This window comes from Serratia inhibens (genome assembly GCF_003591175.1).
Lineage (GTDB): Bacteria > Pseudomonadota > Gammaproteobacteria > Enterobacterales > Enterobacteriaceae > Serratia > Serratia inhibens.
Genome location: NZ_QYYG01000009.1, coordinates 111,379 through 136,449, shown reverse-complemented (window position 1 = coordinate 136,449; position 25,071 = coordinate 111,379). Strand labels below are relative to the sequence as shown.

At 57.6% G+C, this 25,071-nt stretch carries 24 protein-coding genes; 14 read left to right on the top strand and 10 right to left on the bottom strand.

Annotation, left to right across the window (positions count from 1 at the left end):
• Positions 1–11: 11 nt before the first annotated feature.
• The gene (gene rppH / locus D4100_RS21810; RefSeq protein WP_006318949.1) at positions 12–542 is read right to left on the bottom strand and encodes an RNA pyrophosphohydrolase; all 531 of its coding nucleotides are present in this window, start codon (positions 540–542) and stop codon (positions 12–14) included.
• Positions 543–1,238: 696 nt separating this feature from the next.
• On the opposite strand from rppH, the gene mutH reads away from it, so the two are divergent.
• From mutH to D4100_RS21785, 4 genes are all read left to right on the top strand, one after another.
• Positions 1,239–1,925 carry a DNA mismatch repair endonuclease MutH gene (mutH, locus tag D4100_RS21800; RefSeq protein ID WP_006318948.1) on the top strand — a complete coding sequence of 229 codons (687 nt, stop codon included), beginning with the start codon at positions 1,239–1,241 and terminating at the stop codon, positions 1,923–1,925.
• 94 nt (positions 1,926–2,019) lie between these two features.
• Positions 2,020–2,736, top strand: a complete 717-nt coding sequence (locus D4100_RS21795; protein ID WP_119805241.1) for a TerC family protein — start codon at positions 2,020–2,022, stop codon at positions 2,734–2,736.
• A 171-nt stretch (positions 2,737–2,907) separates the two neighbouring features.
• Complete coding sequence (locus D4100_RS21790) at positions 2,908–3,126, top strand: YgdI/YgdR family lipoprotein (protein WP_004952287.1); 219 nt, start codon at positions 2,908–2,910, stop codon at positions 3,124–3,126.
• A gap of 241 nt (positions 3,127–3,367) precedes the next feature.
• Positions 3,368–4,408 carry an NADP(H)-dependent aldo-keto reductase gene (locus D4100_RS21785; RefSeq protein WP_006318946.1) on the top strand — a complete coding sequence of 347 codons (1,041 nt, stop codon included), beginning with the start codon at positions 3,368–3,370 and terminating at the stop codon, positions 4,406–4,408.
• Positions 4,409–4,453: 45 nt separating this feature from the next.
• Here the strand turns inward: D4100_RS21785 and lplT are convergent, their stop codons facing one another.
• The 3 genes from lplT to D4100_RS21770 all read right to left on the bottom strand — a co-directional run bounded on the left by lplT (position 4,454) and on the right by D4100_RS21770 (position 10,704).
• Entirely contained in the window at positions 4,454–5,650 is a 1,197-nt protein-coding gene (gene lplT / locus D4100_RS21780; RefSeq protein ID WP_006318945.1) for a lysophospholipid transporter LplT, read from the bottom strand.
• Entirely contained in the window at positions 5,647–7,803 is a 2,157-nt protein-coding gene (gene aas / locus D4100_RS21775) for a bifunctional acyl-ACP--phospholipid O-acyltransferase/long-chain-fatty-acid--ACP ligase (RefSeq protein WP_119805240.1), read from the bottom strand. The genes lplT and aas overlap by 4 nt, the downstream gene beginning before the upstream one ends.
• Before the next feature lie 642 nt (positions 7,804–8,445).
• Entirely contained in the window at positions 8,446–10,704 is a 2,259-nt protein-coding gene (locus D4100_RS21770; protein ID WP_119805239.1) for a molybdopterin guanine dinucleotide-containing S/N-oxide reductase, read from the bottom strand.
• Positions 10,705–10,924: 220 nt separating this feature from the next.
• Between D4100_RS21770 and galR the strand changes: the two genes are divergently transcribed.
• On the top strand, positions 10,925–11,944 hold the full coding sequence (gene galR / locus D4100_RS21765; RefSeq protein ID WP_006318942.1) for an HTH-type transcriptional regulator GalR: 1,020 nt from the start codon (positions 10,925–10,927) through the stop codon (positions 11,942–11,944).
• Here galR and D4100_RS21760 read toward each other — a convergent pair.
• Complete coding sequence (locus tag D4100_RS21760; RefSeq protein WP_119805238.1) at positions 11,941–12,396, bottom strand: GNAT family N-acetyltransferase; 456 nt, start codon at positions 12,394–12,396, stop codon at positions 11,941–11,943. The two genes, galR and D4100_RS21760, sit on opposite strands and share 4 nt — an antisense overlap.
• A gap of 151 nt (positions 12,397–12,547) precedes the next feature.
• Between D4100_RS21760 and D4100_RS21755 the strand changes: the two genes are divergently transcribed.
• The 3 genes from D4100_RS21755 to D4100_RS21745 all read left to right on the top strand — a co-directional run bounded on the left by D4100_RS21755 (position 12,548) and on the right by D4100_RS21745 (position 14,348).
• Entirely contained in the window at positions 12,548–13,558 is a 1,011-nt protein-coding gene (locus tag D4100_RS21755; protein ID WP_006318940.1) for a LacI family DNA-binding transcriptional regulator, read from the top strand.
• A 137-nt stretch (positions 13,559–13,695) separates the two neighbouring features.
• On the top strand, positions 13,696–14,040 hold the full coding sequence (locus D4100_RS21750) for a type II toxin-antitoxin system RelE/ParE family toxin (protein WP_006318939.1): 345 nt from the start codon (positions 13,696–13,698) through the stop codon (positions 14,038–14,040).
• 5 nt (positions 14,041–14,045) lie between these two features.
• A complete protein-coding gene (locus tag D4100_RS21745) occupies positions 14,046–14,348 on the top strand; it encodes a helix-turn-helix domain-containing protein (protein WP_063200237.1) in 303 nt (100 codons plus the stop codon).
• Between the two features lie 29 nt (positions 14,349–14,377).
• Here D4100_RS21745 and lysA read toward each other — a convergent pair whose 3' ends face one another.
• Positions 14,378–15,640: a diaminopimelate decarboxylase gene (lysA, locus tag D4100_RS21740; RefSeq protein WP_119805237.1), complete on the bottom strand. Its 1,263-nt coding sequence runs from the start codon at positions 15,638–15,640 to the stop codon at positions 14,378–14,380.
• Positions 15,641–15,774: 134 nt separating this feature from the next.
• Here lysA and D4100_RS21735 point away from each other — a divergent pair, with 134 nt between their 5' ends.
• Positions 15,775–16,698, top strand: a complete 924-nt coding sequence (locus D4100_RS21735) for a LysR family transcriptional regulator (RefSeq protein ID WP_006318927.1) — start codon at positions 15,775–15,777, stop codon at positions 16,696–16,698.
• Here D4100_RS21735 and D4100_RS21730 read toward each other — a convergent pair.
• On the bottom strand, positions 16,688–17,842 hold the full coding sequence (locus D4100_RS21730) for an MFS transporter (RefSeq protein WP_006318926.1): 1,155 nt from the start codon (positions 17,840–17,842) through the stop codon (positions 16,688–16,690). The two genes, D4100_RS21735 and D4100_RS21730, sit on opposite strands and share 11 nt — an antisense overlap.
• 109 nt (positions 17,843–17,951) lie before the next feature.
• Here D4100_RS21730 and D4100_RS25625 point away from each other — a divergent pair, with 109 nt between their 5' ends.
• Entirely contained in the window at positions 17,952–18,134 is a 183-nt protein-coding gene (locus D4100_RS25625) for a hypothetical protein (RefSeq protein ID WP_147417762.1), read from the top strand.
• Between the two features lie 25 nt (positions 18,135–18,159).
• On the opposite strand, the gene D4100_RS21725 is transcribed toward D4100_RS25625, so the two are convergent.
• Positions 18,160–19,068, bottom strand: a complete 909-nt coding sequence (locus D4100_RS21725; RefSeq protein WP_006318925.1) for a LysR family transcriptional regulator — start codon at positions 19,066–19,068, stop codon at positions 18,160–18,162.
• A 110-nt stretch (positions 19,069–19,178) separates the two neighbouring features.
• Here D4100_RS21725 and D4100_RS21720 point away from each other — a divergent pair, with 110 nt between their 5' ends.
• Together D4100_RS21720 and D4100_RS21715 are read left to right on the top strand one after the other, a co-directional pair.
• Positions 19,179–20,063 carry an MBL fold metallo-hydrolase gene (locus D4100_RS21720; RefSeq protein ID WP_119805236.1) on the top strand — a complete coding sequence of 295 codons (885 nt, stop codon included), beginning with the start codon at positions 19,179–19,181 and terminating at the stop codon, positions 20,061–20,063.
• A gap of 83 nt (positions 20,064–20,146) precedes the next feature.
• A complete protein-coding gene (locus tag D4100_RS21715) occupies positions 20,147–20,797 on the top strand; it encodes a DsbA family protein (RefSeq protein ID WP_119805235.1) in 651 nt (216 codons plus the stop codon).
• Between the two features lie 30 nt (positions 20,798–20,827).
• On the opposite strand, the gene D4100_RS21710 is transcribed toward D4100_RS21715, so the two are convergent.
• A complete protein-coding gene (locus D4100_RS21710) occupies positions 20,828–21,535 on the bottom strand; it encodes a tetratricopeptide repeat protein (RefSeq protein WP_119805234.1) in 708 nt (235 codons plus the stop codon).
• Positions 21,536–21,727: 192 nt separating this feature from the next.
• Between D4100_RS21710 and D4100_RS21705 the strand changes: the two genes are divergently transcribed.
• Both D4100_RS21705 and D4100_RS21700 read left to right on the top strand, forming a co-directional pair.
• On the top strand, positions 21,728–23,464 hold the full coding sequence (locus D4100_RS21705) for an ABC transporter ATP-binding protein/permease (RefSeq protein ID WP_119805233.1): 1,737 nt from the start codon (positions 21,728–21,730) through the stop codon (positions 23,462–23,464).
• 223 nt (positions 23,465–23,687) lie between these two features.
• Positions 23,688–24,908 carry a CynX/NimT family MFS transporter gene (locus D4100_RS21700; protein WP_119805232.1) on the top strand — a complete coding sequence of 407 codons (1,221 nt, stop codon included), beginning with the start codon at positions 23,688–23,690 and terminating at the stop codon, positions 24,906–24,908.
• On the opposite strand, the gene D4100_RS25825 is transcribed toward D4100_RS21700, so the two are convergent.
• On the bottom strand, positions 24,898–25,071 hold the full coding sequence (locus D4100_RS25825; RefSeq protein WP_006318918.1) for a hypothetical protein: 174 nt from the start codon (positions 25,069–25,071) through the stop codon (positions 24,898–24,900). The two genes, D4100_RS21700 and D4100_RS25825, sit on opposite strands and share 11 nt — an antisense overlap.

Here is a 25,071-nt window from a genome sequence, read left to right as displayed (position 1 = left end):
GTCGGCTTAACTTAACCTCTCTTCCGGCGATAAGCGGGGGGCTGCTGCCGCTGTGTTGCCTGCTCCTGCATCGGCATCACGGTGACGGCGAATTCTTTCATCACCCGGCGGTAAACGTCGCGTTTGAACGACACCACCTGGCGCACCGGATACCAAAAGCTCACCCAGCGCCAACCGTCGAACTCCGGCGTGCTGCTGCGTTGCATATTGATATCCGCGTCATTGCACATTAACTGCAACAAAAACCATTTCTGCTTTTGGCCGATACAAACCGGCTTTGTGTCCCAACGCACCAAACGTTTTGGCAATTTATAGCGCAACCAGTTGCGGGTAGAGGCCAGGATGCGCACATCCTTTTTGCTCAGCCCCACTTCTTCGAACAGCTCACGGTACATTGCCTGTTCTGCGGTTTCGCCAGGGTTAATCCCACCTTGGGGAAACTGCCAGGAGTGTTGACCGTAACGGCGGGCCCAAAGGACCTGCCCCTGACGATTACAGATTACGATACCAACATTCGGGCGGTAGCCATCATCATCGATCACCGGACTACCTCGATAAGCTTAAATTCGCATAGATGTCCTGATTGTTTCACACAAGCTACAGGCGGTAAACCACTGCTTTGCAGCACCCTAAACCGGATAACATTGGGATAACTCACAGATAATGGCAAAGTTATAAACAAGCGAGGCGATTTCACGGCGGTTTTATTCACTTTTTCTGTGGATAGGTGTGTGAAGAACTCAAGGGATAAGCCGGTAAAACTCTGGTGAACCCAAAAATGACGCTAAAAGTGATTTGATATTAATTAAATAAAAACAACAACATAAATTATTATCAACAGGCATTGGCAAGGTAAAAATGTGATCTATGCACGTTAAGGATCTTACCCTGGCGAAAGATCCACCAACGTCGTTTTTATCCACAGATTATCCGTATGAGTTACGCACAAAACGGACGATTTCGCAAAAAAGCGCCCGCGTCAAGGCTGTAAATCGAACCAGTGATCGGGAAAAATTTGGGTTATCCCACAAATCTGTGGATAAATAGGTGTAAGATCCTGTTTATTGTCGGTGGCTTCAGGTGCACAAGCACCGGACGAAATTTGTTTACTGTGCGGCGGAAGAAAAAAAGTCATGCAAAATCATGCTGCTATTTGTTTATTCCCGCATCTTTTCCCGCCGATGTTCGCTGTGCACAAATGCAGTACATTTTTCAACCAAACCTGACGGGCTTGTATTATGGCGTTTTTATCCCCTCTCCCCTCTCCGCCGGAAAACGAACAGCGGCTGTTTGAGCGAGCGCAGCAGCTTGCCGGCTTTACCCTGGGTGAACTGGCCGCACGCGCCCAGTTGCCGATCCCCAAGGATCTGAAACGCGATAAAGGTTGGGTGGGCATGCTGCTGGAGCTGTACCTTGGCGCCATGGCGGGCAGCAAGCCGGAGCAGGATTTCCCCGAACTGGGTATTGAGTTGAAAACCATCCCGATTGACGCCGCCGGCAAGCCGCTGGAGACCACCTTCGTCTGCGTGGCGCCGCTTACCGGCAACAGCGGCGTTACCTGGGCCAGTAGCCATGTGCGCCATAAGTTGGCGCGGGTACTGTGGATACCGGTAGAAGGCGAACGACAGATCCCGCTGGCGCAACGGCGCATAGGATCACCGCTGCTGTGGAGCCCGAATGCCGCTGAAGAAGAGATGCTGCGCCGTGACTGGGAGGAACTGATGGACCTGATCGTGCTCGGCCACGTGGAACGGATCACCGCACGCCACGGTGAGGTACTGCAACTGCGGCCCAAGGCGGCCAACAGCAAGGCGCTGACCGAGGCCATCGGCGAACAGGGCCAGCCGATCCTCACGTTGCCGCGCGGTTTTTATCTCAAAAAAAGCTTCACCGCCGCATTATTGGCAAGACATTTCTTAATATGATCCTCTTTGTTTAAGCCATGTTTAGCTAACAGTGTCGCCGCATCAATAAACGCGTATAATTCAGCCTTTGCATTTTATTAAGGTGTGCTGGGCAATGTTCGATTGGATTATGGATCCCAATGCTTGGTTAGCGTTAGGTACGCTGACCATTCTTGAGGTCATTCTGGGTATTGATAATATTATTTTCCTGTCTCTGGTGGTGGCCAAACTGCCGAAGGCGCAGCAGAACAAAGCACGCCGTATCGGTCTGGCCGGCGCAATGCTGATGCGTCTGGGGCTGCTGGCTTCTATCGCCTGGGTGATACGTCTGACCCACCCGCTGTTTACCGTTATGGACCACAGCATCTCGGCACGCGATCTGATCTTGCTGCTCGGTGGACTGTTCCTGATCTGGAAAGCCAGTAAAGAGATCCACGAAACCATCGAAGGGTCCGATGAAGAGCACCACACCAAAGTGAACGGCTTCTTCGGCGCCATCGTGCAGATTATGTTACTGGATATCATCTTCAGCCTGGACTCGGTGATTACGGCGGTAGGCCTGTCCGATCATCTGTTTATTATGATGGCAGCGGTGGTGATTGCGGTGGGGGTAATGATGTTTGCCGCCCGGCCGATCGGCGAGTTCGTTAACCGCCATCCTTCAGTGAAAATGCTGGCGCTGGCGTTCCTGATTCTGGTCGGCTTCACCCTGATGCTGGAAAGCTTCCAGGTGCATATCCCGAAAGGTTACATCTATTTTGCGATGTTCTTCTCAATGTCCGTCGAAGCGCTCAACCTGATGCGTGGCAAGAAAAGCCAGGCAGTAGAGTAATCCCCACGGGAGCGAGCGAAAACCGCTCCCGTTCGCATTTTTCTCCTTCTTTCACCTCTTCCGCATATTTTCTCTTCCCAAGATAAGGACTTATCCGAAACACGAGGTATCCAGAGTTTGCTAATCTTGGTAGAGGGCTCTTTTCAGCATACATAATTGAGGATCGGCAGGATGAAAAAGTGGGTAATGGCAGTTTCTGCGTTGGTGATCGCCGCCGGGCTGACGGGCTGCTCCAGCGACTACGTGATGGCGACCAAGGACGGCAATATGATCCTGACTCAGGGCAAACCCGAGATCGACCAGGATACCGGCCTGATCAGCTATAAAGATGAAAAAGGCAACAACCGCCAAATCAACGGCGATCAGGTTTCACAGGTCATCGAACGTTAATCCCCCTAACTATGCCCTATGGCTTTCAAGCTACAGCAGGGCACCTGGCTGTAGCTTGAAAGACGACGGCTATATTGCCCCCTCTCCTGCGCGATAGCCTTCTCCGCACGGAATCCACTTCCCCCATCTTCACGGCTTGGTTATAGTCGAGAAAGGCGATATCACCGCCTTGCAGGTTATTAGGCTCCTGTTTCACCGGGCGTAAAGGCCCGTAAGCGCTAACATGAAAGGAAGGCCGTTAATGCAATACCACCGTATTCCCCACAGTTCTTTAGAAGTGAGCATGCTGGGACTGGGCACCATGACCTTTGGCGAACAGAACAGTGAAGCCGATGCCCATGCGCAACTCGACTATGCATTAGCCGCTGGCGTCAATCTGATCGATACCGCAGAGATGTACCCGGTACCGCCCCGTCCTGAAACCCAGGGGCTGACCGAACAGTACATCGGTAGCTGGATCAAGGCGCGCGGCAACCGTGAGAAAATAGTGCTGGCCAGCAAGATCGCCGGGCCGGTACGCGGCACCGACAGCAGCATCCGCCCGCAACAGGCGCTGGACCGCAAAAATATCCGCGCCGCGCTGGACGCAAGCCTGAAACGGCTGAACACCGATTATCTCGATCTTTATCAGTTGCACTGGCCGCAGCGCCAAACCAACTACTTCGGCAAACTCAATTATCAATACACCGACGATAAAGCCACCGTTACCCTGTTGGAAACGCTGGAAGCGCTGACCGAGCAGGTACGCGCCGGTAAAATCCGTTATATCGGGGTATCCAATGAAACGCCGTGGGGGGTAATGCGTTATCTGCAATTGGCTGAAAAACACGAACTGCCGCGCATTGTATCGATTCAAAACCCCTACAGCCTGCTGAACCGCAGTTTTGAGATCGCTCTGGCGGAGATCAGCCAGCACGAGGGCGTTGAGCTGCTGGCCTATTCCAGCCTGGCGTTCGGCACCCTGAGCGGCAAGTATCTTAACGGCGCCAAACCGGCCGGAGCGCGCAATACGCTGTTCACCCGCTTTAACCGCTATTCTGCTCCGCAAACGCAACAGGCGATTGCCGAATATGTCGCGTTAGCCAAAAAGCACGGACTGGATCCTTCGCAGATGGCGCTGGCGTTCGTGCGGCAACAACCGTTCGTGGCCAGCACCCTGCTGGGCGCCACCACGCTGGAGCAGTTGAAAACCAACATCGACAGTTTTGACGTGGTGTTGGATGAAGAGGTGTTGCAGGGGTTGGAAGAGATCCACACCCGCTTTACCATTCCCGCGCCGTGAATACGTCGGGGCGCGCTGGCTGCGCCCCGACAGCGTTCACTACGGTTATTTCGCACCGCGCTGTGAAAACCACAGCGCGGTAATCGCCAGCGCAAACACCACGCCAAAACCAATCCCCACGCCGATCACCGGCACGCTCACTTTCACCGCCAGAGAGTACAGACCCAGCATAAGCAACATGGCGGTATTCTCCCCCAGGTTTTGTACCGCAATCGCATTGCCGGCGCCCACCGAACGCTTTCCACGCTCCTGCAACAGCGCGTTCAACGGCACCACAAAGAAGCCCCCCAGTACACCTATCGTCAGCAGCAACGCATAGGCATTAAACAGGGTGGTTTGCAGCGCAAAGATTGCCACCGCCACACCAATCAGGATCCCGGCCGGCATACAGCGTTTCACCGTTTCCAGCGTGACGAAACGCGCGGCCGCCCCGGCGCCAATCACAATCCCTACCGCCACCATGGCGTTCAGCAGCGTCGGTGTGGCGTTATCGGCGATGCCAAGCGCCACCGGCACCCACAGCACCAACAGAAAACGCAGCGTCACGCCGGCCCCCCAGAACAGGCTGGTGCCAATCAATGAGAAACGTGTCTGGCCGTCGCGCCACAGCACAACGCAAGCGTCGAAGAAGGCGCGGGTCATCGCGCGCGGCGTCCAGGAGGCCGCCGGGTGCGCCGCCGGCAGGCGTGGAATGTACAGGTTGGCGATCACCGCCGCCGCATACACCAGCGCGCAGATCGCCAACGCCGCCACAATGTGCCAGTCGGCCAGCACGCCACCGGCAACCGAGCCAATCAGGATCGCGGCAATGGTGGAGGCTTCCATCAGGCCGTTGGCCTTGACCAGCTTTTCACCGCGGGTTATTTCACCCAAAATGCCGTATTTGGCCGGGGAATAGGCCGCAGCACCCACGCCTACCAGGCTATAACCGAGGAACGGATTAAGCCCGAAACAGATGACCAACGCGCCGGCCAGCTTCAGACCATTCGCCACCATCATCACCCGCCCCTTGGCGAAGCTGTCGGCGATTTGGCCGACAAAAGGCGCCAGAATGATATAGGTGGCGACAAATGCCATCTGCAAAATCGGTTGGCTCCAGTCGGGGTACAGCTGCTGCTTGATCAGGGCCAGCGTGGCGAACAGCAGCGCATTGTCGCCGAAAGCGGACAAAAACTGCGCGCAAATCACGGCAATCATGCTGCGCGAAAGCAAAGGTGAGTCGGTATTCAACGACGGGTTCATCGGGCATTCTCCGGCTGTTCGGCCATTTTACGCAGGGTTACAAAGTCCGGTTTACCACTGCCGAGCACCGGCAAGGTTTTAAGGAAACGAATATCACGCGGCACCGCCAGTTCGGGGCTACCCAACTCACGCGCCGCACGCAGCAAGGCTTCGCGGGTGATGCTGGCGTCGGAGGTAAACAGCACCAGCGCTTCCCCCTTGCTGCTGTCGCTTTTCACCGTGGCGGCATGCTGCCCTTCCGGTGCCACGCGCTGTGCCAGCAGCTCCACGCTCTCCAGCGAAACCATTTCGCCGGCCAGTTTGGCAAAGCGCTTTACCCGGCCGCGAATGACGCAGTAACCCTGCTCGTCCAACGTGACGATATCGCCCGTGTCGTACCAGCCCGGTTGCAGATTGCCGTTTTCATCTTCCGCCGCCGGCGGTTCCAGTTCACCCGGACGCTCCACACGCAGATAGCCTTTCATGATATTCGGACCTTTCAACTGCAGACGGCCGCCGTTATCGATACCCGGCACCTTCATCAAACGCGCCTCCATCTTCGGCATAATGCGGCCCACGGTACCTACCTTCGCCGCCAGCGGAACGTTGATCGACACCACCGGCGCGCATTCGGTAACGCCATAACCTTCCAGGATACGGATACCGTATTTGTCCTGATAAATCTGTTTGGTGCTGTCAGCCAGCTTTTCCGCCCCGGCCACCACGTAACGCAAGCGGGCAAAATCATACGGATGGGCGAAACGCGCGTAATTATTGAGGAAGGTGGCGGTGCCAAACAGCACGGTGCAGTTGCGGTCATACACCAGCTCGGGCACCACGCGGTAATGCAATGGGCTGGGGTAAAGGAAAATGCGGCTGCCGGTCATCAGCGGGGTCAGCAACCCGACCGTCAGGCCGAACGAATGGAACAGCGGCAGCGATGACATAAAACGGTCACGCGGGGTGAAATCGGCGATGGTGCGGATCTGTTCAACGTTGGCCAACAGGCTGGCGTGGGAGTGCACCACGCCTTTTGGGTTACCTTCCGACCCCGAGGTGAACAAAATCAAGGCGGCATCATCCGGCTGTTGCGGCAGCATGGCATGCGTCGGCTGGAACAAGTGGCGCAGGATCCACAGTTTGTCCGCCAGGGTCAGAGTATCTTTAAGGTCCTCCAGGTACACCCAGTTGGCTTCCGGCACCTGTTCCGGCAGGTGAGTCAGCTTGCCCTTTTCCAGAAACTGGCGCGAGGTGACAATGGTTTTGATGGTCGCCGCGGTCATCGCGCTTTTCAAACCCTTGGAACCGGCGGTGTAGTTGAGCATTGCCGGAATACGGTTGCGCAGCGAGGCGCCGAAAATCGCCGCGGCGGTGATGGTGGCGTTCGGCAACAACATGCCGACATGTTCACCTTCGGCGGTAAAGCGCTGCAGGATGCGGCTGACGCCCAGCGATTTTTTGATCAGCTGCCGGTAACTGTCTTCCTTGAAGGCGATGTCTTCAATGCACGGCTTGTTGCTGCCATAGCGGTGCTGAGCCGCCAGCAGGGCGCGAAACAGCGTTTGCGGTTCGCGAGTGTCCATCCGCGCCTGCATCATAATTTGCATCAGCCGGTCACCGGCCAGCGCCCGGCGATCGCGGGCACGCGGCGCTTCCGGCATCGGCAGCGAAGTCGGCGGTAAAATACGGATGCTGATCTGCGGAAACCAGCGGATCTTGAACACGCCGGCCATACGGCCAAAGGGGCTGAACTCGGCGCCGTCCAACCGTACCGGTACCAGGGTCGCGCCCGATTTGGCGGCGATAAACGCGGCACCGTCATAAACCTTCATCAGCGAGCCGGTAACGGTGATGCGCCCTTCGGGAAATACCACTATCGGCCTGCCCTGCTCCACCATACGCACCAGTTGCTTGATGGCCATAGGTTTGGTCGGGTCGAGATAGACCAGATCGATATAGGGTTTAAGCCAGCGCATAAACCAGCGATCGCCGATGCTGGCGTAGACCGCAAACACCGGTTTGATAGGCAAAAACAGCGCCAGCAAAATACCGTCGATAAAAGAGATATGATTAGGCGTAATCAATAGCTTGGGCTGATCGAGGTGCCGGGCATCACCCTCAACGCGAATTCGATACAGCAGGCGAAACAGCGTGCGCAGCACGGAAAGGATCATGCCTTCTCCCTTAAGCCAAGATGAGCGTAAACAGTTGCAGGGAAAAGAATACTATACGGCAGGCAAAAAAAAACCTACGCATCCGCGTAGGTTGGTGCAATTGAAAATGGCTTCAACATACAGAGTATGCTGATTTCTCACCAATCAATACCTCTGGGACTACCTACTCTAGAGAGATGGCACGCAAGAAACTACCGACGAATCGCAAGAGTTCTGCTCTAAATGCAACCAGCTGTAAATTTCCCGCAATTTATGGAAATAACTCAATGAAACTTAAACAATCCTGGGGCAGGAAAGAGACAAAATCGGATCCTGCGCAAGCGGGCTGGAAGGATGCAAGGCAAAAAAAAACCTACGCATCTGCGTAGGTTGGTGCAATTAATATGGGCTCAACACACGAGTTGTTGAAACTCACCAATCAATACCTCTGGGACGTTCAATTTACCCCCTTGCGTCGAAAACCAGCCAGCGGGCAATCGCAACATTAGGGTGCAAAGTGTAACCAGCGGTGTATACCCGCCACCGTTGAAACTTCAGCATCCTTGGCTGCGCTCTGTTGCGATAGGAGGGCGAATATACGCTCCCCGATTAATGCGGGCGCAACATGCAGCGCCCCTACCCTGGCTGGAAAGGTGTAGATGTTTACCGCGTGCTTACCTCAACCAGGCAGCTCATGGCATTCGGCCCCTGCGTCAACGGCGAGGTGCCGATATCCAGCGTCAAAACGTTCGGGTTGCCGGACTGCTCCACCGCCAGGCGCTGCGCGCCAAAGCCTGGGTCGAACCAGGCTCCGGTGGCCATCAATACTACTCCGCGAGTGACACCATCGGTAATGGCAACGCCCGCCAGGCAACGGCCGCGCGCATTGCTGACCTGCACCTCGGCCCCTTCGGCAATACCGCGCGTTGCCGCATCTTCCGGGTGCATATACAGCGTCTCTCGGCCCGCCGTTTTATTGCCTTGCGCCAATGGCGCCGGATCCATCTGGCTGTGCAGCCGGTCGCCCGGCTGGATGGAAATCAGGTGCAGCGGCCACTCTTTGGCCTGCGGCGCGCCCAGCCACTCGACCGGCGGTTGCCACTGCGGATGCGGTGCAAAATCCGCATAGCGGTAGCCGGCGATTTTCTCGCTGAACAACTCGATTTTGCCGCTTGGGGTTTGCAACGGATTGGCCTGCGGATCGGCACGGAAGCCGTCGAAGAACACAAATTCCTTCGCCGGTGCCGGCAGTTCCACATAACCTTTACGCCAGAAATCCGCGAACTCCGGCCACTCGACGCCAGTACCCGCCTGCGCCTGCCCGCACTGCTGATAGATTGATTCGATCCAGGCCTGTTCGTCGCGGTTTTCGGTGAATTGTTCACGGTAACCGAGCCGCTCCGCCAGATCGGCGAAAATATCAAAGTCGTTGCGCGCCTGATGCTGCGGCGCTATCGCCTGATGCATCGCCAGCACATAACGATCGCGCGATGAGCCACCGATATCGTTGCGCTCCAGCGAGGTGGTGACCGGCAGCACGATGTCCGCCATCTTCGCCGCCGGCGTCCACCAAATATCCTGCACAATCACCGTATCCGGTTTTTGCCACCCTTCCACCAGACGGTTCAGCTGTTGATGGTGATGGAATGGGTTGCCGCCGGCCCAGTGAACCAGATGAATATCCGGATAGTGCAGCGTTTCCCCACGGAACGAGTAAGGTTCGCCGGGTTGCAACAGCATGTCGCAGATGCGCGCCACCGGGATCGCCAGCCCGCAAGGATTGTTGCCCACCGGCATCATAGGCCCCGGCGTATCCACCCGCGGGTTACCGACGCCGTTCATTGAACCGTGGCCAAACGAAAAACCGCCGCCCGGCAAGCCGACCTGGCCAAGCATCGCCGACAGGGCGATCATCATCCAATACGGCTGTTCACCGCGATGGGCGCGCTGAACCGAATAGGAACAGGTAATAAAGCTGCGTACGCCGATCAATTGCTGCGCCAGCAGGCTGATGCGCGCCGCCGGAATGCCGGTGATGGCACTGGCCCATTCCGGCGTTTTCGCCACGCCGTCGCCCGTACCGCGCAGATAATCCGCCAACTGGTCGTAGCCCACACAATGGCTATAGAGGAAAGCCTCATCCTGCGCGCCAAGGCGCTGAATTTCGTACGCCAGCGCCAGCATCAGCGCCACGTCGGTGTTCGGGCGGATCGGGATCCATTCGGCATTCACAAAGGCCGGGCAGTCATCGCGCATCGGGCTGATGTTGATCACCGGGGTGCCTTTCTGCGCCAGTTTCTGCAGCCAGGGTTTGAGCGTATGCTCTGCTGCGCCGCCGGAGGATACCTGGGCATTTTTCAACGCCAGCCCACCGAAGGCGACAAACAGCTCGCAGTGTTCGACCACGCTCGGCCAACTGGTCACGCGCCCGGTCAACGGGGTAAAGGTGCCGATAACGTACGGCAGGAAAAACTGCGCCGCCCCCCAGCTGTAATTGCCCAGTTGGTCAACGCCACCGCCGCCACTGAAATAAAAACGCCGCACCAGCGAGCGCGCGTGATGCAGACGCCCGGCGGATGACCAGCCATAGGAACCGGTAAACAGGCCGGAAGGGCCGTAGCGATCGCGCACGCGGCGGTTTTCTTCCGCCACCAGATCGAGGGCGAGATCCCAGTCCACTTCAACAAAATCTTCCCGGCCACGCAGCGTGCGGTCACTACCTTCGCGCTTCTGCAGCCAGGAACGGCGAACCGCCGGCTTGCGAATACGTTTGTCTGAGTAGACCATTGGCGCAATGGAACCGAGCAGCGGAGAAGGATCCGGATCGTCGGCGAACGGCTCGCAACGGATAAGCCTGCCGTCTTCAACCACGGCGGTATACGCCCCCCAGTGTGCAAGTTGCGGGTAACGTTTAATGGACATGAGGTTCTCGGGCAATCAATAGATGCACAAAAGTAACATCAGCCGGCGCAGGGTTTCAAAGCACAAATTGCTCTATCACTGTACCCTGCGGGCCTAAGCGCACATTAAATCGCACATATCTGCAACGGCCACCACAAGTTGCGATCACCACCGCTTGCAGCCCCGGGCTTTTTCCGCAAAACTGGGGAATGTAAGCGATTACCCAGGATGTATTACAGATATGGCTACGATAAAGGATGTTGCCAGGCTGGCGGGTGTTTCCGTGGCCACGGTGTCTCGCGTAATAAACAATTCCCCTAAAGCCAGCGAAAGTTCGCGCTCTGCGGTGCTGGCGGCGATGGAACAACTGCAGTACCACCCTAACGCCAACGCCCGCGCGCTGGCGCAGCAATCGACCGAAACGCTTGGGCTGATCGTGTCCGACGTTTCCGACCCCTTCTTTGGTGCCATGGTCAAGGCAGTGGAACAGGTGGCCTACGCCACCCACAACTTCCTGCTGATTGGCAACGGTTACCACGAGGCTGAAAAAGAGCGTCAGGCGATTGAGCAGTTGGTACGGCACCGCTGTGCCGCGCTGGTGGTTCACGCCAAAAAACTGACCGATAACGAACTGAGCGGCTGGATGCAGCAGATACCGGGCATGGTGCTGATAAACCGCACGCTGCCAGGTTTTGAGGCACGCTGCGTAGCGCTGGACGACCGTTATGGTGCCTGGCTGGCCACTCGTCATTTGATCCAGCAGGGGCATCAGCGCATTGCCATCGTCTGCTCCACCCACCAAATTTCCGACGCGGCGGACCGTCTGCAGGGTTATCTCGATGCGTTGCAGGAGCACGGCATTGCGGTGGATGAAAAACTGATTGCCTACGGTGAACCGGACGAAATTGGCGGTGAACAGGCGATGACCGAGTTGCTCGGGCGCGGCAAGCACTTCACCGCAGTGACCTGTTATAACGACTCAATGGCCGCCGGCGCGCTCTCGGTGTTGAGCGACAACAGCGTGGACGTGCCGGGCCAAATGTCATTGATCGGTTTTGATGACGTGCTGATTTCACGCTACCTGCGGCCACGCCTGACGACCATCCGCTATCCGGTGGTAGCGATGGCGACCCAGGCTGCCGAACTGGCGCTGGCGCTGGCCAACAACCAGCCGCTGCCGGAGATCACCAACATGTTCAGCCCGACGCTGGTACGGCGGCACTCCGTTGCCAGTATCAATAACGTTTACGAACAGAATTAAACCAGCGCCCGGTGGTACAACCGCACCGGGCGGTCCGGATAATCCAGCGCGTCGCCGATGTAACGCCAGCCGTGGCGTTCGTAATAACCGCTGAAGTCGCTGTACAGATACAGTTCACTGAAGCCGGCGCGCCGGCTGTAGTCCTCCACGAATTGTTGCAACCTCAGGCCAAGACCGCTGCCGCGCTGGCTTTCATCCACGTACAGCGCCGCCAGCCAGGGGGTCAGATCCTGGCGGCTAATCAGATCGCAGCGCCACAGACCGACGGTGCCCACCGGTTTATCTTCTTGCAAGGCAATAAAGGTGATCGGTAAATCCGCTCCCCGCAGCCCGCTTTCTACCACACTGGCGAAGAATGCCCGGCTGTTTTCGCTGCCGAACGCCCGCCACTGCCAGTCAACCACCTGTTGCAGGTACTGCGGGTAATCCGCCAGAGGCACAATGTTAATCATATTTCCGCTTCCTCTTGTTGCCCGATAGCAGTCTAGTGCCGTTACGTCACCGCGTAAACCAGATGGCAAAAAGCCCCGCAGCCAAGGGCTAACCCTATGCTAAACTGAGCGTTATTTACCACAGCGGATGTTGAAAAGGGGTTAGCCACTGATGATCACCATGTTGGATGTTTCCCTTCGCGCTGGGGTATCCAAAGCCACGGTTTCACGCGTGCTGAATGGCACCGGCCAGGTGAAAAAAAGCACCCGCGACGCGGTGTTCAAAGCGATGAACGAATTGGGTTACCGCCCGAACTTCCTCGCCCAGTCACTGGCGAATAAAAGCTCCAACAGCATCGGGTTGGTGGTATCCAACTTCGACGGCCCTTATTTCGGGCGTCTGCTGCGCCGGGCAGCCAAGCTTATCGAGGCCAGCGGCAAGCACCTGATAGTCACCGATGGCCACGATACGCCGGAAGATGAACTGCAGGCGGTGCAGTTATTGGCCGATCGCCGCTGCGACGCGATCATTCTGTATACCCGTTTCATGTCCGAATCGGCGTTAATGGCCCTGCTGGACAGCCTGCCGGTACCGATCATGGTGATCAACCGCGATCTGCCGCAGGCACGTGCGCGTTGTGTTTTCTTCGAACAGCAGCAGGCCGCCTTCCATGCGGTGGATTATCTGATTCAACAGGGGCACCGCGAGATCGCCTGCATTACCGGCCCTATCGCCACCCCCACTGCCCAGGCGCGGCTGGCGGGTTATCGACAAGCGCTTGAGTATCACAAAATTGCCTTCGACGATGCCCGCGTGGCCTATGGCGACAGCAGCGTACAAAGTGGCTATCAGGGCAGCCGCAGCCTGCTGGCCGGCGATACCGGTTTCAGTGCGCTGTTCGCCTGCAACGACGATATGGCCGTCGGTGCGATGAAGGCACTGCACGAAGCGGGCAAGCGCCTGCCGCAGGACGTCTCGTTATTCGGTTTTGACGACGAGCCGAGCGCCGCCTATTTGCAACCCGCGCTTTCCACCGTTTACCTGCCGATCGACGTGATGATTGAAGCGGCTATCAGCCAGGCTTTCCGCCTGATCAATGGCGAAAACCTTCCGCCGCTTTCCCCGTTCACCGGCGAACTTCGGCTGCGCGACTCCGTGGCCCCTGGCCCCTACGCCGGTTGATATTTTTGGGCGCAGTGCGCTGATTGCGTACTGCGCCGCATTTCTTTTTCTGCGATTTCCCATCCCCCACCAGTACGCATATTGTCACCATAATAACCTTTACACTATATAGCATAAAAGCTATATTCGGGCGTGATATGTGGCAGGTCATAACCGTCGAAAGATTCGACGACTGGTTTTTATCACTGAACGGCGATGAACAAAAAAGCCTGTTGGCAGGAATATTCAAATTGCAGGAATTCGGCCCGCTGTTGGCGCGTCCGCATGCCGACACTCTGCATTTTTCAGGCTCAATAAGGCATCTTAAAGAGCTGCGCATTCAGCACCGCGGCCGCCCGTTTCGGGTATTTTTCGCCTTTGATCCGCAACGGCAGGCGGTACTGCTATGCGGTGGCGATAAAACCGGCGATAAACGCTTTTACCAGCGCCTGTTGCCTATCGCCGCCATGGAATTTTCACATTATCTGGCAACCCAGAGGTAACGCAAATGGCCAAGCCTTTATCAAATCTGATCGATAAACTCGATCCCACCGTCGTTGCGGCAGCCCGGCAAAAGGCGGAGAAAGAAATTTTTGAACTGCGTCTGGCGATGCTGCGGGAAGAACTTGCGGTGTCTCAGGTCGAGCTGGCGAAACGGCTTGGCATCAGCCAGCCGTCGGTCGCTAATCTGGAAAAACGCGGTAGCGAAATCAAACTCTCTTCACTGAAACGCTACATTGAAGCCATGGGCGGCACGCTTTCGCTAGAGGTTGAGCTGCCCAACGGCCAGCATCGGCGGATGACACTCTGAATGGGCGCAGTGCGCTGCGCCCATCGGCATCAGATCAGTTCCAGCGCAATCAACTCTTCAATGGTCTGCCGGCGGCGGATCAGCCGTGGTTCACCCTTCTCGAACAACACTTCCGGCAGCAGCGGACGACTGTTGTAGTTTGAAGACATCGAAGCGCCATAGGCACCGGTATCATGGAAGACCAGATAGTCGCCTACCTGTACCGGCGGCAACTCGCGGGTTTCAATGCCGCCACCGGCCTGTTGGGTGAACACGTCGCCGGATTCGCACAGCGGCCCGGCGATCACGGTGTCGCGCAGCGGCTGATGCTCGGTATTGCGGCCATCGGCCGGCAGCAGGGAAATATGGTGATAGCTGCCGTACATCGCCGGACGCATTAAATCGTTAAAGCCGGCGTCCACCAGCACAAAGTGGCGGCTGCCCATGTCTTTCACCGCACGCACCTCGGCGACCAACACCCCGGCTTCCGCCATCAGGAAACGACCGGGCTCGATCTCCAGGCTCACCGGATGGCCCAGATGGGCGGCAATGCGCTCGCGCGCGCTGTTCCACAGGCCAAAATAGTGTTCGGTATCAATCGCCTCTTCGCCGCATTGATAGGGAATCGACAGCCCGCCGCCGGCAGAAATCGCGCTGATATCATGGCCCAATTCAATCACCTGCTGCACCATCGCATCGCACACGCGCTCCAGATGCTGGTAATCCACGCCCGAACCGATATGCATATGCACACCGATCAGCTTCAGGCCGTATTGCTGAATTTTTTCCACCGCCTGCGGCAAATCGGCATACCAAATCCCGTGCTTGCTGTTCTCGCCGCCGGTATTGGTTTTCTGGCTGTGGCCGTGACCAAAGCCCGGGTTGATACGCAACCACACCGGATGACCAACGGAAACCTGGCCCAGTTGATCCAGCATGTCGATCGAACCGACATTGACCGGGATTTTCAATTCGCTGACGCGCGCAAGCGTCGCATGGTCCAGTACGTCGGCGGTAAACACGATGTCGCTTGGCTCACCGCCCGGCTGAAAACCGGCCTGCAGCGCACGTTCAATCTCGCCCAGCGAAACAGAATCCACCTTGACGCCCTGTTCGCGCATCAGGCGCAGAATATGAATATTCGAGCAGGCCTTTTGGGCAAAACGGATCACGTCAAAGTGGCGCAACTGGCTGATGCGCTCGCTGATGATAGCCGCGTCATAGGCCCAGACCGGGCAACCAAACCCTTGAGGCAAAGCCAGCAGGTTAGCCGCGTTGAGGGCGGTAGAAGTGTCGTTCAAAGCGAATGGCATGGTGATGTTCCCGGATCAAATGTGGCTGAAGTCATGTCATCAATAGTGCCGCACTCTTTCTCGTGTGGAAAATATCTATTTAGCCGAAGTCTATTCATTTATGATATGGACTTACCCGTTCATGGAGCGCACCGATGCACGCAATTACCCTGCGCCAGATTGAAATTTTCCATGCGGTGATGACCACCGGCAATCTGACCGAGGCCGCGGCGCTGCTGCAAACCTCTCAGCCCACCGTCAGCCGTGAGCTTGCGCGTTTCGAGAAACTGCTCCAATTGCAGCTGTTCGATCGGCTGCGCGGGCGTTTATACCCGACGGTGCAAGGCCTGCGGCTGTTCGAAGAAGTACAGCGCTCCTATTACGGTCTGGAACGCATCGTCAACGCCGCGTCAGGCATCCGCCAGTTCCAGCAGGCGCAGCTTTCCATCGCCTGTCTGCCGGTATTCTCGCAGTCGCTGCTGCCGGCGGTGTGCAAACCCTTTATCGATCGCTACCCGGAAGTCAGCTTCAGCGTGATACCGCAGGAGTCGCCGCTGCTGGAAGAGTGGTTGTCGGCGCAGCGCCACGATTTGGGCCTGACGGAAAACACCCTGACCCCGGCGGGCACCGAGCGGATGACGTTGATGACGCTGAACGAGGTGTGCGTATTGCCGGCCGGGCATCCGCTGTTGGCGAAAACGGCGCTGACGCCGCAAGACTTCGATGGCCAAAACTTTATCAGCCTGTCGAGTACCGACAGCTACCGTCAGTTGCTCGACTCGCTGTTTAATGAGGAGGGCGTTAACCGCCGTCTGGTCATGGAAACCCACAGCGCGGCATCGGTATGCGCCATGGTGAAAGAAGGTGTGGGGTTGTCGATAGTGAATCCGCTGACGGCGCTCGATTACGCCAACGGCGGCGTGCACGTACGGCCGTTCAGCGTTGAAGTGCCTTTTACCGTCAGTCTGATCCGGCCGCTGCACCGCCCGTCATCGGCGCTGGTCACGGCCTTCATTCAGCATATGCAGCAGCAGGCGGAAGCGCTTCCCGCCCGCCTGGCCGCAGTGATTAAGCGCTAGCCGGCCGCTTGGCGCGGCTGAAAGTCACCAGACACAGCACCAACCCCAGCAGCGCAATCGCCGCGGCGGCCAGCGGCACGCTGGTCAGCCCCAGACCCTGGGCGATCACCACGCCGCCAACCCAGGCACCGATGGCATTGCCCACGTTAAACGCGGCGATGTTCAGCGTGGAAACCAGGTTCGGCGCCTTTTTACCGTAAGTCACGACGTTGATCTGCAGCGCCGGCACGGCGGCAAACGCCGCAGCCGCCCACAGGAACAAGGTCATTTCCGCCGGCACCATAGAATGGCTGGTCCAGCTGAACAGCGCGGCAAAGAAGGCAATCACCAGGAACGTGCAGGTCAACGTAACCGGCAAGCGCCAGTCTGCCAAACGGCCGCCGACGATATTGCCCAGCGTCAAACCTACGCCCATCAGCAATAGCGTCCAGCTCACACCCTGCGACGAAATGCCGGTCACTTCAGTCAGCAACGGCGCGATATAGGTAAACAGTGCAAACATCGACGCGGCAAAAGCCACCGTCATCAGCAACGAAAGCCAGATACCGCCGCCGCGCAGGGCCGCCAGCTCTTTTTTCAGATCGGTTGGCGCCTCATCCTCCACCGCCGGCAGTTTGCTGTACAACGCCAGCAAGGACAGTACGCCGATGACCGCCACCGCCCAGAAGGTGGAGCGCCAGCCCAACGCCTGCCCCAACGCGGTGCCGAGCGGCACCCCCAGCACGTTGGCCAGCGTCAGGCCGGTGAACATCAGCGCCACAGCGGAAGCACGGCGATTCGGCGGCACCAGATTGGCGGCCACCACCGCACCGATGCCGAAGAATGCACCATGACACAACGCGGTGACAATACGCGCCAGCATCAGGAAATCGTAGCTGTAACCCAGCGCGCACATGATATTGCCGAAGATAAAAATCACCATCAGCAACAACAGCGTATTCTTGCGCGGCAACTTCGCCGTCAGCAGCGCCATGATGGGTGCGCCGATCGCCACGCCAAGGGCATAGCCACTGATCAGCCAACCGGCGGAAGGGATGGAGACCTGAAGATCCCCCGCCACCTCAGGCAGCAGCCCCATAATCACGAACTCGGTGGTGCCAATGGCAAATGCACTTAACGCCAGTGCAAGCAGAGAAACAGGCATGTGTAACGCTCCCAGTCGACAAAGCCCCGGCATCAGGCGCACAGGGCCGGTAAAAACTCGCGGAATTGCCGGACAGCCTGACAGGCTGCCCGCGAAAAAGGGTCAGAAGATGTTGTTCAAAGCGCGGGGCTATTTTCTTAACCCTATAATTATTAAGTCTTATTCGCTCTTTTCACGCTACAGAAATAGCACGACAACCGGCCTTGAAACCAGTGACAAAGCCCCGCTGAGCACAAAAAGCCATCATCACCCCGCTAAACGCTTGAATGCGCTGGCGATGAAAAATGTGTGAAAATGTTACTATCATGTTAACGCTATCAGCGCAGTGTCGCCCGCCAGGCGGGATCGTTGGCAAACCACTCCACCAGAAAATCCAGCATGGTGCGCAAGGTCGCCGGCATTTGGCGACGCGAGGTATAAATGCCGTAAATCCCCATCGACTGCGGCCGATAATCCGGCATCAGTTCTATCAATTCACCGCTTGCCAGCAAGGGTGCCGCCGAATAATAAGGCTGCATGGAAATGCCGGCGCCCTGCACCGTCCCCGCCATCAACACTACCGACTCGTTGGCGCTGAGATTGCCGCTGACCGCCACCGCCGATTTCACGCCCTGAGCATCAAAATGCCACAGGCTTTTACCGAAGTAGGAATAAGTCAGGCAGTTGTGCAGCGCCAAATCCTGCGGATGGCGCGGCGTGCCGTGCGCTGCCAGATAGGCCGGAGAAGCGCATACCACCGAAGCGCACGAAGACAGCGGTCGGGCGATCAGATTGGGATCCAGCTCATTGGTGATGCGCAGCGCCAGATCGATGCGCTCCTCCACCAGATTTACCGCCCGATTATTCATTTGCAAATCCACCGCCACCTGCGGGTGGAGTTTGAGATATTGCGCCACCGCCCCCACCAGCGCGGTCTGGCCCAGCGACTGTGAGCAGGTGATGCGCAGCAGACCGCGCAATTCATCACTTTGCTCGCCTTCGACCAAATCGATCTCACCCGCCAGCGCCAGCATCTGCCGGCAACGTTCGAGAGTACGCTCTCCGGCGTCAGTCAGACTAAGCTTACGGGTAGTGCGGTGCAATAAACGCGCACCGGCCCATTGCTCCATCTGCGCCAGGTAGCGCGTCACCATCGCACGCGACATTTCCAGCGTTTCCGCAGCGGCAATCATGCTACCGCGGTCAACGATGGTGATAAAAACCTCAGCTGCGGTAATGCGATCCATGATTCGTCCGATTTACGCAATGAATAATTGCTCATTATCCGGTTTTTCTAACGCTTTATGCAACCTAACATCTGTACAACAACAACTGATACCCAAAAGGACCTCTGCCCATGTTTAAGAAATCATTATTGACCCTGGCTTTCGCCGGCATCGCCACAGTAAGCACCTACGCCGCCGCGGCTGACACCCTGACCATGGAAGTGTACAACCCGGGTGAGAAAGGCGTGTTCCCGGTTTCTTCGGAAATCATCAGCGGTAAACACGAAGTGGCGCTGATCGATGCCCAGTTCCAACGCAACGATGCCGAAGAACTGGTGAAAAAGATCAAAGCGACCGGCAAGAAACTGACCACCGTTTACATCAGTCATTCCGATCCGGATTTCTATTTTGGTTTGGACGTGATTAAAGCCGCTTTCCCGCAGGCAAAAATCATCGCGTCACCGGACACGATCAAAGAAATCAACGCCACCAAAGACGGCAAAATGGCGTACTGGGGCCCGATCTTGAAAGAGAACGCGCCTAAAGCGGTAGTGGTTCCACAGGCATTGCAGGGTGATAGCTTCACCATCGACGGCCAGAAAGTGGAAGTGAAAGGCCTGACCGGCCCAACGCCGGAACGTACCTATGTATGGATCCCCGAGCTGAAGGCGGTAGTGGGCGGCGTCCCGGTAGCCGGCGACAATATCCACCCGTGGATCGCCGATAACCAGACCGTGGAATCCCGCGCTCACTGGCAGCAAACGCTGGAAAGCATCAAGGCACTGAAGCCGAAAGTCGTCGTCCCTGGCCACTTCCTGCCGGGCGCGCCGCAGACTCTGGAATCCGTGACCTTCACCCAGAACTACCTGACCACGCTGGAAGCCGAGTTGCCGAAAGCCAAAGATTCTGCGGCGCTGATTGCGGCAATGAAAAAGCATTACCCGAACCTGAAAGATGAATCGAGCTTGGAACTGAGCGCCAAAGTGCTGAAGGGCGAGATGAAGTGGCCGCAATAAGCGCGTCGCCAATCAGACTACACGGCCTTTGACAGGCCCAATGTTCTGCGGCGTTCGGCCGCAGAACATCACGAGGAATAAAGATGACCGGTACAACTCTGCATTACGTTTTCGATCCGCTGTGCGGCTGGTGCTATGGCGCAGCGCCGTTGGTGCAGGCGGCCAAGAGCATTCCAGGGCTGACTGTTGCCCTGCACGCCGGCGGCATGATGACCGGCAATAATCGCCGCCAGATCACGGATGAATGGCGTAACTATGTGATTCCGCATGACAAGCGTATTGCGGAGCTGACCGGCCAGACCTTCGGTGAAGCCTATTTCAATGGTCTGCTGCGAGATACCACGGCGGTCATGGACTCCGAGCCGCCGATTACTGCGATTCTGGCGGCTGAAGCCTTGGGGGGACGCGGGCTGGATATGCTGCACCGCATTCAGATAGCGCATTATCAGGAAGGCCGTCGCATCGCCGATACACCGGTGCTGGAGGCCCTGGCGAAAGAGCTGGGCCTGCCCTCTGCCCCGTTCATTGCCGAGATGCGCTTTAACGCCGGCGCGCCGACCGCACAACACATTGCGGAAAGCCGGGCGTTCCTTGCCAAAGTCCAGGGGCAGGGGTTCCCGACCTTTGCGTTGCAAGACAGCGGAGGCCAGCTGCGCCAGATCCCGGCAGGCAACTATTTGGGCAATGCCGAGGCCTGGAAAGAGTTGCTGAACGGCGCGGTAACCTGGGCATGATCCTGTTTCGGCTGCGCCTCCCGCAGCCGATTATTCAACCCGAATGAACGTCCCCTGCGCCTGCACGTTAAAACCAAATCCGCAGTCGCCCTTGGTACGCATGTCCACCGCATCCGCCGTAAATTGCATCACCACGTCACAGGCCATCCCGTCCTGCGGCTCCTGCTGGCGGTATACCGCCTTGCCCCGTTCAATCGGCAATACCTCGGCGAACTCGCCCATATTCGGCCCGTAATACAACCCCATTTGCGGCATATAATAGCCGGAATAATTAATCAGCCAGCGCCCGCTCTGAGGCTTGACTTCTACTTCGCTCCATACGCCGCGCCCGGCGTACTGCCAATAGACGCCACCCGGCCCGCTCACCGGCGGTTGCTTCGCCAGACGTTGCTGCAGCAGCTTCAGATTATGCTGGGATTTCGCATCCTTCGGCGCCAGCTCCAGATAAGCGCGTGCCTTGAGCAGTTCACCGGCATGCATCAGCGCCAGCGCCACGTTGTTATAGGCAGTGGCGATCGCCTGATCGTTCAGGCCGCAAAACTCGCTCCAGGCGGCCTGATCGCGGAAAACGTCGGCCGCCCGGCCATAATCGCCCCGCTGATAAGCGCTTTTCCCCAGTTCGGCATAGCCCGCCACTTTCTGGCAATCGGCATCAATATCCGGTTCATCAATATGTGCCATCGCCTGGCCGCCGGCGAGCGCGCCATAGGTCAACAGCAGGGGAACCAACGCCTTCATGCCTTATCCTTTCCAGAGTGAGTAACCGGTAATTCGGCGCCAGTATAACCCTCATGTCCCCCGGCTTCACCTCTAAGGATTCATCCACAATATTTCAAACGGTTAGCCGCGTTAAAACTGCTTACATGTCGCGGTTTGTTTGTTACCGGCCGGCGGCTCATGCTGATCGGAACGTAAAAACTCGAGAACCTTATGAATAGCCCCCCTACGCAAAAACGTGCCGTCTGGCAGTTGATTAAACCGTTTTGGGTTTCGGAAGAGAAATGGCGAGCCTGGTCGATGCTGATCACCATCGTCGCCCTGTCGCTCGGGTTGGTGTATATCAGCGTGCAGATCAATCAGTGGAACCAGGTGTTCTATGACGCGCTGCAAAACAAAAATTATCCGGTGTTCAAGGCGCAACTGTGGCGTTTCACCTATCTGGCGCTGATCTTCATCGTGCTGGCGGTGTATAAAATCTACCTGACCCAAGGCCTGCAAATGCATTGGCGGCGCTGGATGACGGAAAAATTCATGGATAAATGGCTGGCGCATCAGGCCTATTACCATACTGAGCAACAGCAGATCGTCGATAACCCGGACCAGCGTATCGCCGAGGATCTCAACGTCCTGACCCAATACTCGCTGTCACTGTCGCTCGGGCTGCTCTCCAGCCTGGTGACGCTGTTCTCCTTTGTCACCATTCTGTGGCACGTCAGCGGACCAATGACCTTTATGATTAGCGGACACACCATTACCGTGCCCGGTTATATGCTGTGGTTCGCGCTGTTGTACGCCGGACTGGGCTCCTTGCTGATTTGGTGGGTCGGCAAGCCGTTGGTCCGGCTCGGCTTTAACCAGGAGCGCTATGAAGCGAACTTCCGTTTTGGCCTGATCCGCATCCGCGAAAACAACGATGCCATCGCGCTGTACCACGGCGAACCCCGTGAAGCACAGCAGCTGAGCGGCCGTTTTGATACCCTTCGCGCCAACTGGTGGTCGATCATGCGTATCACCCGACGGCTCAACATTGCCTCCAACTTTTACAGCCAGTTCGCCATCGTTTTCCCGCTGCTGGTGGCGGCGCCGCGCTACTTTTCCGGTGCCATCCAGATGGGCGGCATGATGCAGATTGCCTCCGCTTTTGGCGAGGTACAGGGGGCGCTGTCATGGTTTATCGACGCTTTCAGCGATCTTGCCACCTGGAAAGCCTGCGTGAACCGTCTGGCCGGTTTTAACGCTGCGGTGGATCAGGTACACCATCAGCAACGCGGCATCCAGTTGCGGCCGGAAAGCGCCCAGCCGTTGATTCTTGATAACCTCAGCCTGCAACTGCCGGACGGCCAGAACTTGCTGGATGCAAGCTCCATGACGCTGAAACGCGGCGATCGCGTGCTGGTCGTCGGCCCGTCGGGTTGCGGCAAGTCGACGCTGTTGCGCGCTATCGCCGGCATCTGGCCGTACGGCTCAGGCACCATTGGGCTGGACACCGCCAGCCGCGCATTATTCCTGCCGCAACGCAGCTATATTCCGATAGGCACGTTGCGGGAGGCGCTCAGTTACCCTCACCTCGCCGCCGACTACAGCGATGAACAACTGCTGAAAGTGCTGGAAAATTGCCGCCTGAAGCATTTGCAGCGCTGGCTGGACACCGGTGCCAACTGGAGCCATCGCCTTTCACCGGGCGAACAGCAGCGGCTGGCCTTTGCCCGCGCCATTTTGACCCGCCCGGACATTCTGTTCCTCGACGAAGCCACCAGCGCGCTGGACGATGAAACCGAGCAACTGATGTATTGCCTGCTGGTTGATGAGCTGCCGCAGGTGACGCTGGTGAGCGTGGCGCACCGCAACAGCGTGGCTAAATATCACCAGAGTTGCTGGCGCTTTAGTCGCCCGGAAGAGAATGAACCGGCGCGCATGGCGCTTAGCCCGCTACCTGTCGCCGGTTAACGAAGCGATTGCGGCCCGATGAGCGGTCTTCCCGCTCATCGGGCATTCGGGATCGCTGAACGGCAGATCCCGTACGCGCCGGTTAAGCGCCCCTTGTCAGGCCGTCCGTTCTTCCCTACACTTGCGCGCAGATATCGGTACCCTGCCGGTACGTAAGCGTTAACGTCAATCAACGTATCATGTCTTGCAGCATTGATTGGCTGCATGCTGGTGCGAGGAATTCATGCCACACTCCGCGTTATCCCCAAAATCTGCCGCCACGAAGCGCAGCCGTTTACGCCACCCCTTATTGCTGATTACCGGCATCATGCTGATCGCCGCTAACCTGCGCGCCGCGCTGACCAGCGTGGGCCCGTTACTGGAACAGATCCAGCAACAGCTGATGCTGTCCGCCACTGCAGCCGGCTTGCTCAACTCGCTGCCGTTGATCCTGTTTGCCGTCTTATCGCCGCTAACGCCGGGCCTGGCCAAAAGAATCGGCATTGAACGCACGTTGGGCATGGCTCTGCTGCTGCTGGTGGCGGGCATCGTACTGCGCTCCCTGCCGCAAAACGGCATGCTGTGGTCAGGCAGTGTATTGATCGGCGCCGCCATCGCGTTTGCCAACGTGGTGTTGCCAACGCTGGTAAAGCGCGACTTCCCGAGCCGCGCCGCCGCCATGATTGCCGGCTATGCGGCGGTGATGTCGCTGGCTGCCGCTACCGCATCCGGCCTGGCGGTGCCGCTGGCGTCACTGAATAACCTCGGCTGGCGTTTCTCTCTGCTGTGCTGGAGCCTGCCCACCCTGTTGGCGCTGATTGTCTGGCTGCCGCAGTTGCGCCGCCCACCGGCTTCGACGGCCGGTGATACGCAACAGGTCTCTTTGACGCTGTCCCGCTCGCCATGGGGCAGCGCGCTCGGGTGGCAGGTGGCGCTGTTTATGGGCTTACAGTCCATCACCTTCTACACCATTATCGGTTGGTTCAGCGCCTTTGCCGCCAGCCACGGCACCTCGCCGCAACAGGCGGGTTTCGAACTGTTTATTTACCAGATGGTGGCGATCGCCGCCAACTTCGTCATGGTATTTATTCTGCCGCGCGCGCGCGATCAACGCGCCATCGCATTTTGCAGTTCGTCGCTGATTTTTATTGGCGTTACCGGCCTGCTGCTGCTGCCGGAAAACTCGCTGATATGGTTAATCTTTGCCGGATTGGGGGCGGGAAGTTCTTTGGTGCTGGCGCTGTCATTCTTTGGCTTGCGCAGCGGGCATCAACACCAGGCTACGCAGCTGTCAGGCATGGCGCAATCGGTAGGCTATTTACTGGCGGCGCTAGGCCCAACGCTGTTCGGCATGCTGCACGACCTGACCCAAGGCTGGCAATTGCCGCTGAGTATCCTGCTGGGCCTGACCCTGCTGCAAATGCTGTTTGGCGTTCTCGCCGGGCGTAATCGCATCATCCGCTAACGTCGTGGCGAATGGGTAGCGCCGGCACAGAATCCGGGCCGTCCGCTTGCCAAAGATCGTCAATAAAATCGCGCTGTGCGGCGCTCAACTGCCAGCGAGGCGGTATCTTGGCAAGACTGCGCTCTTTGGCGCTCTTTCCATTTTCAACACGTTTTTTGCCCAT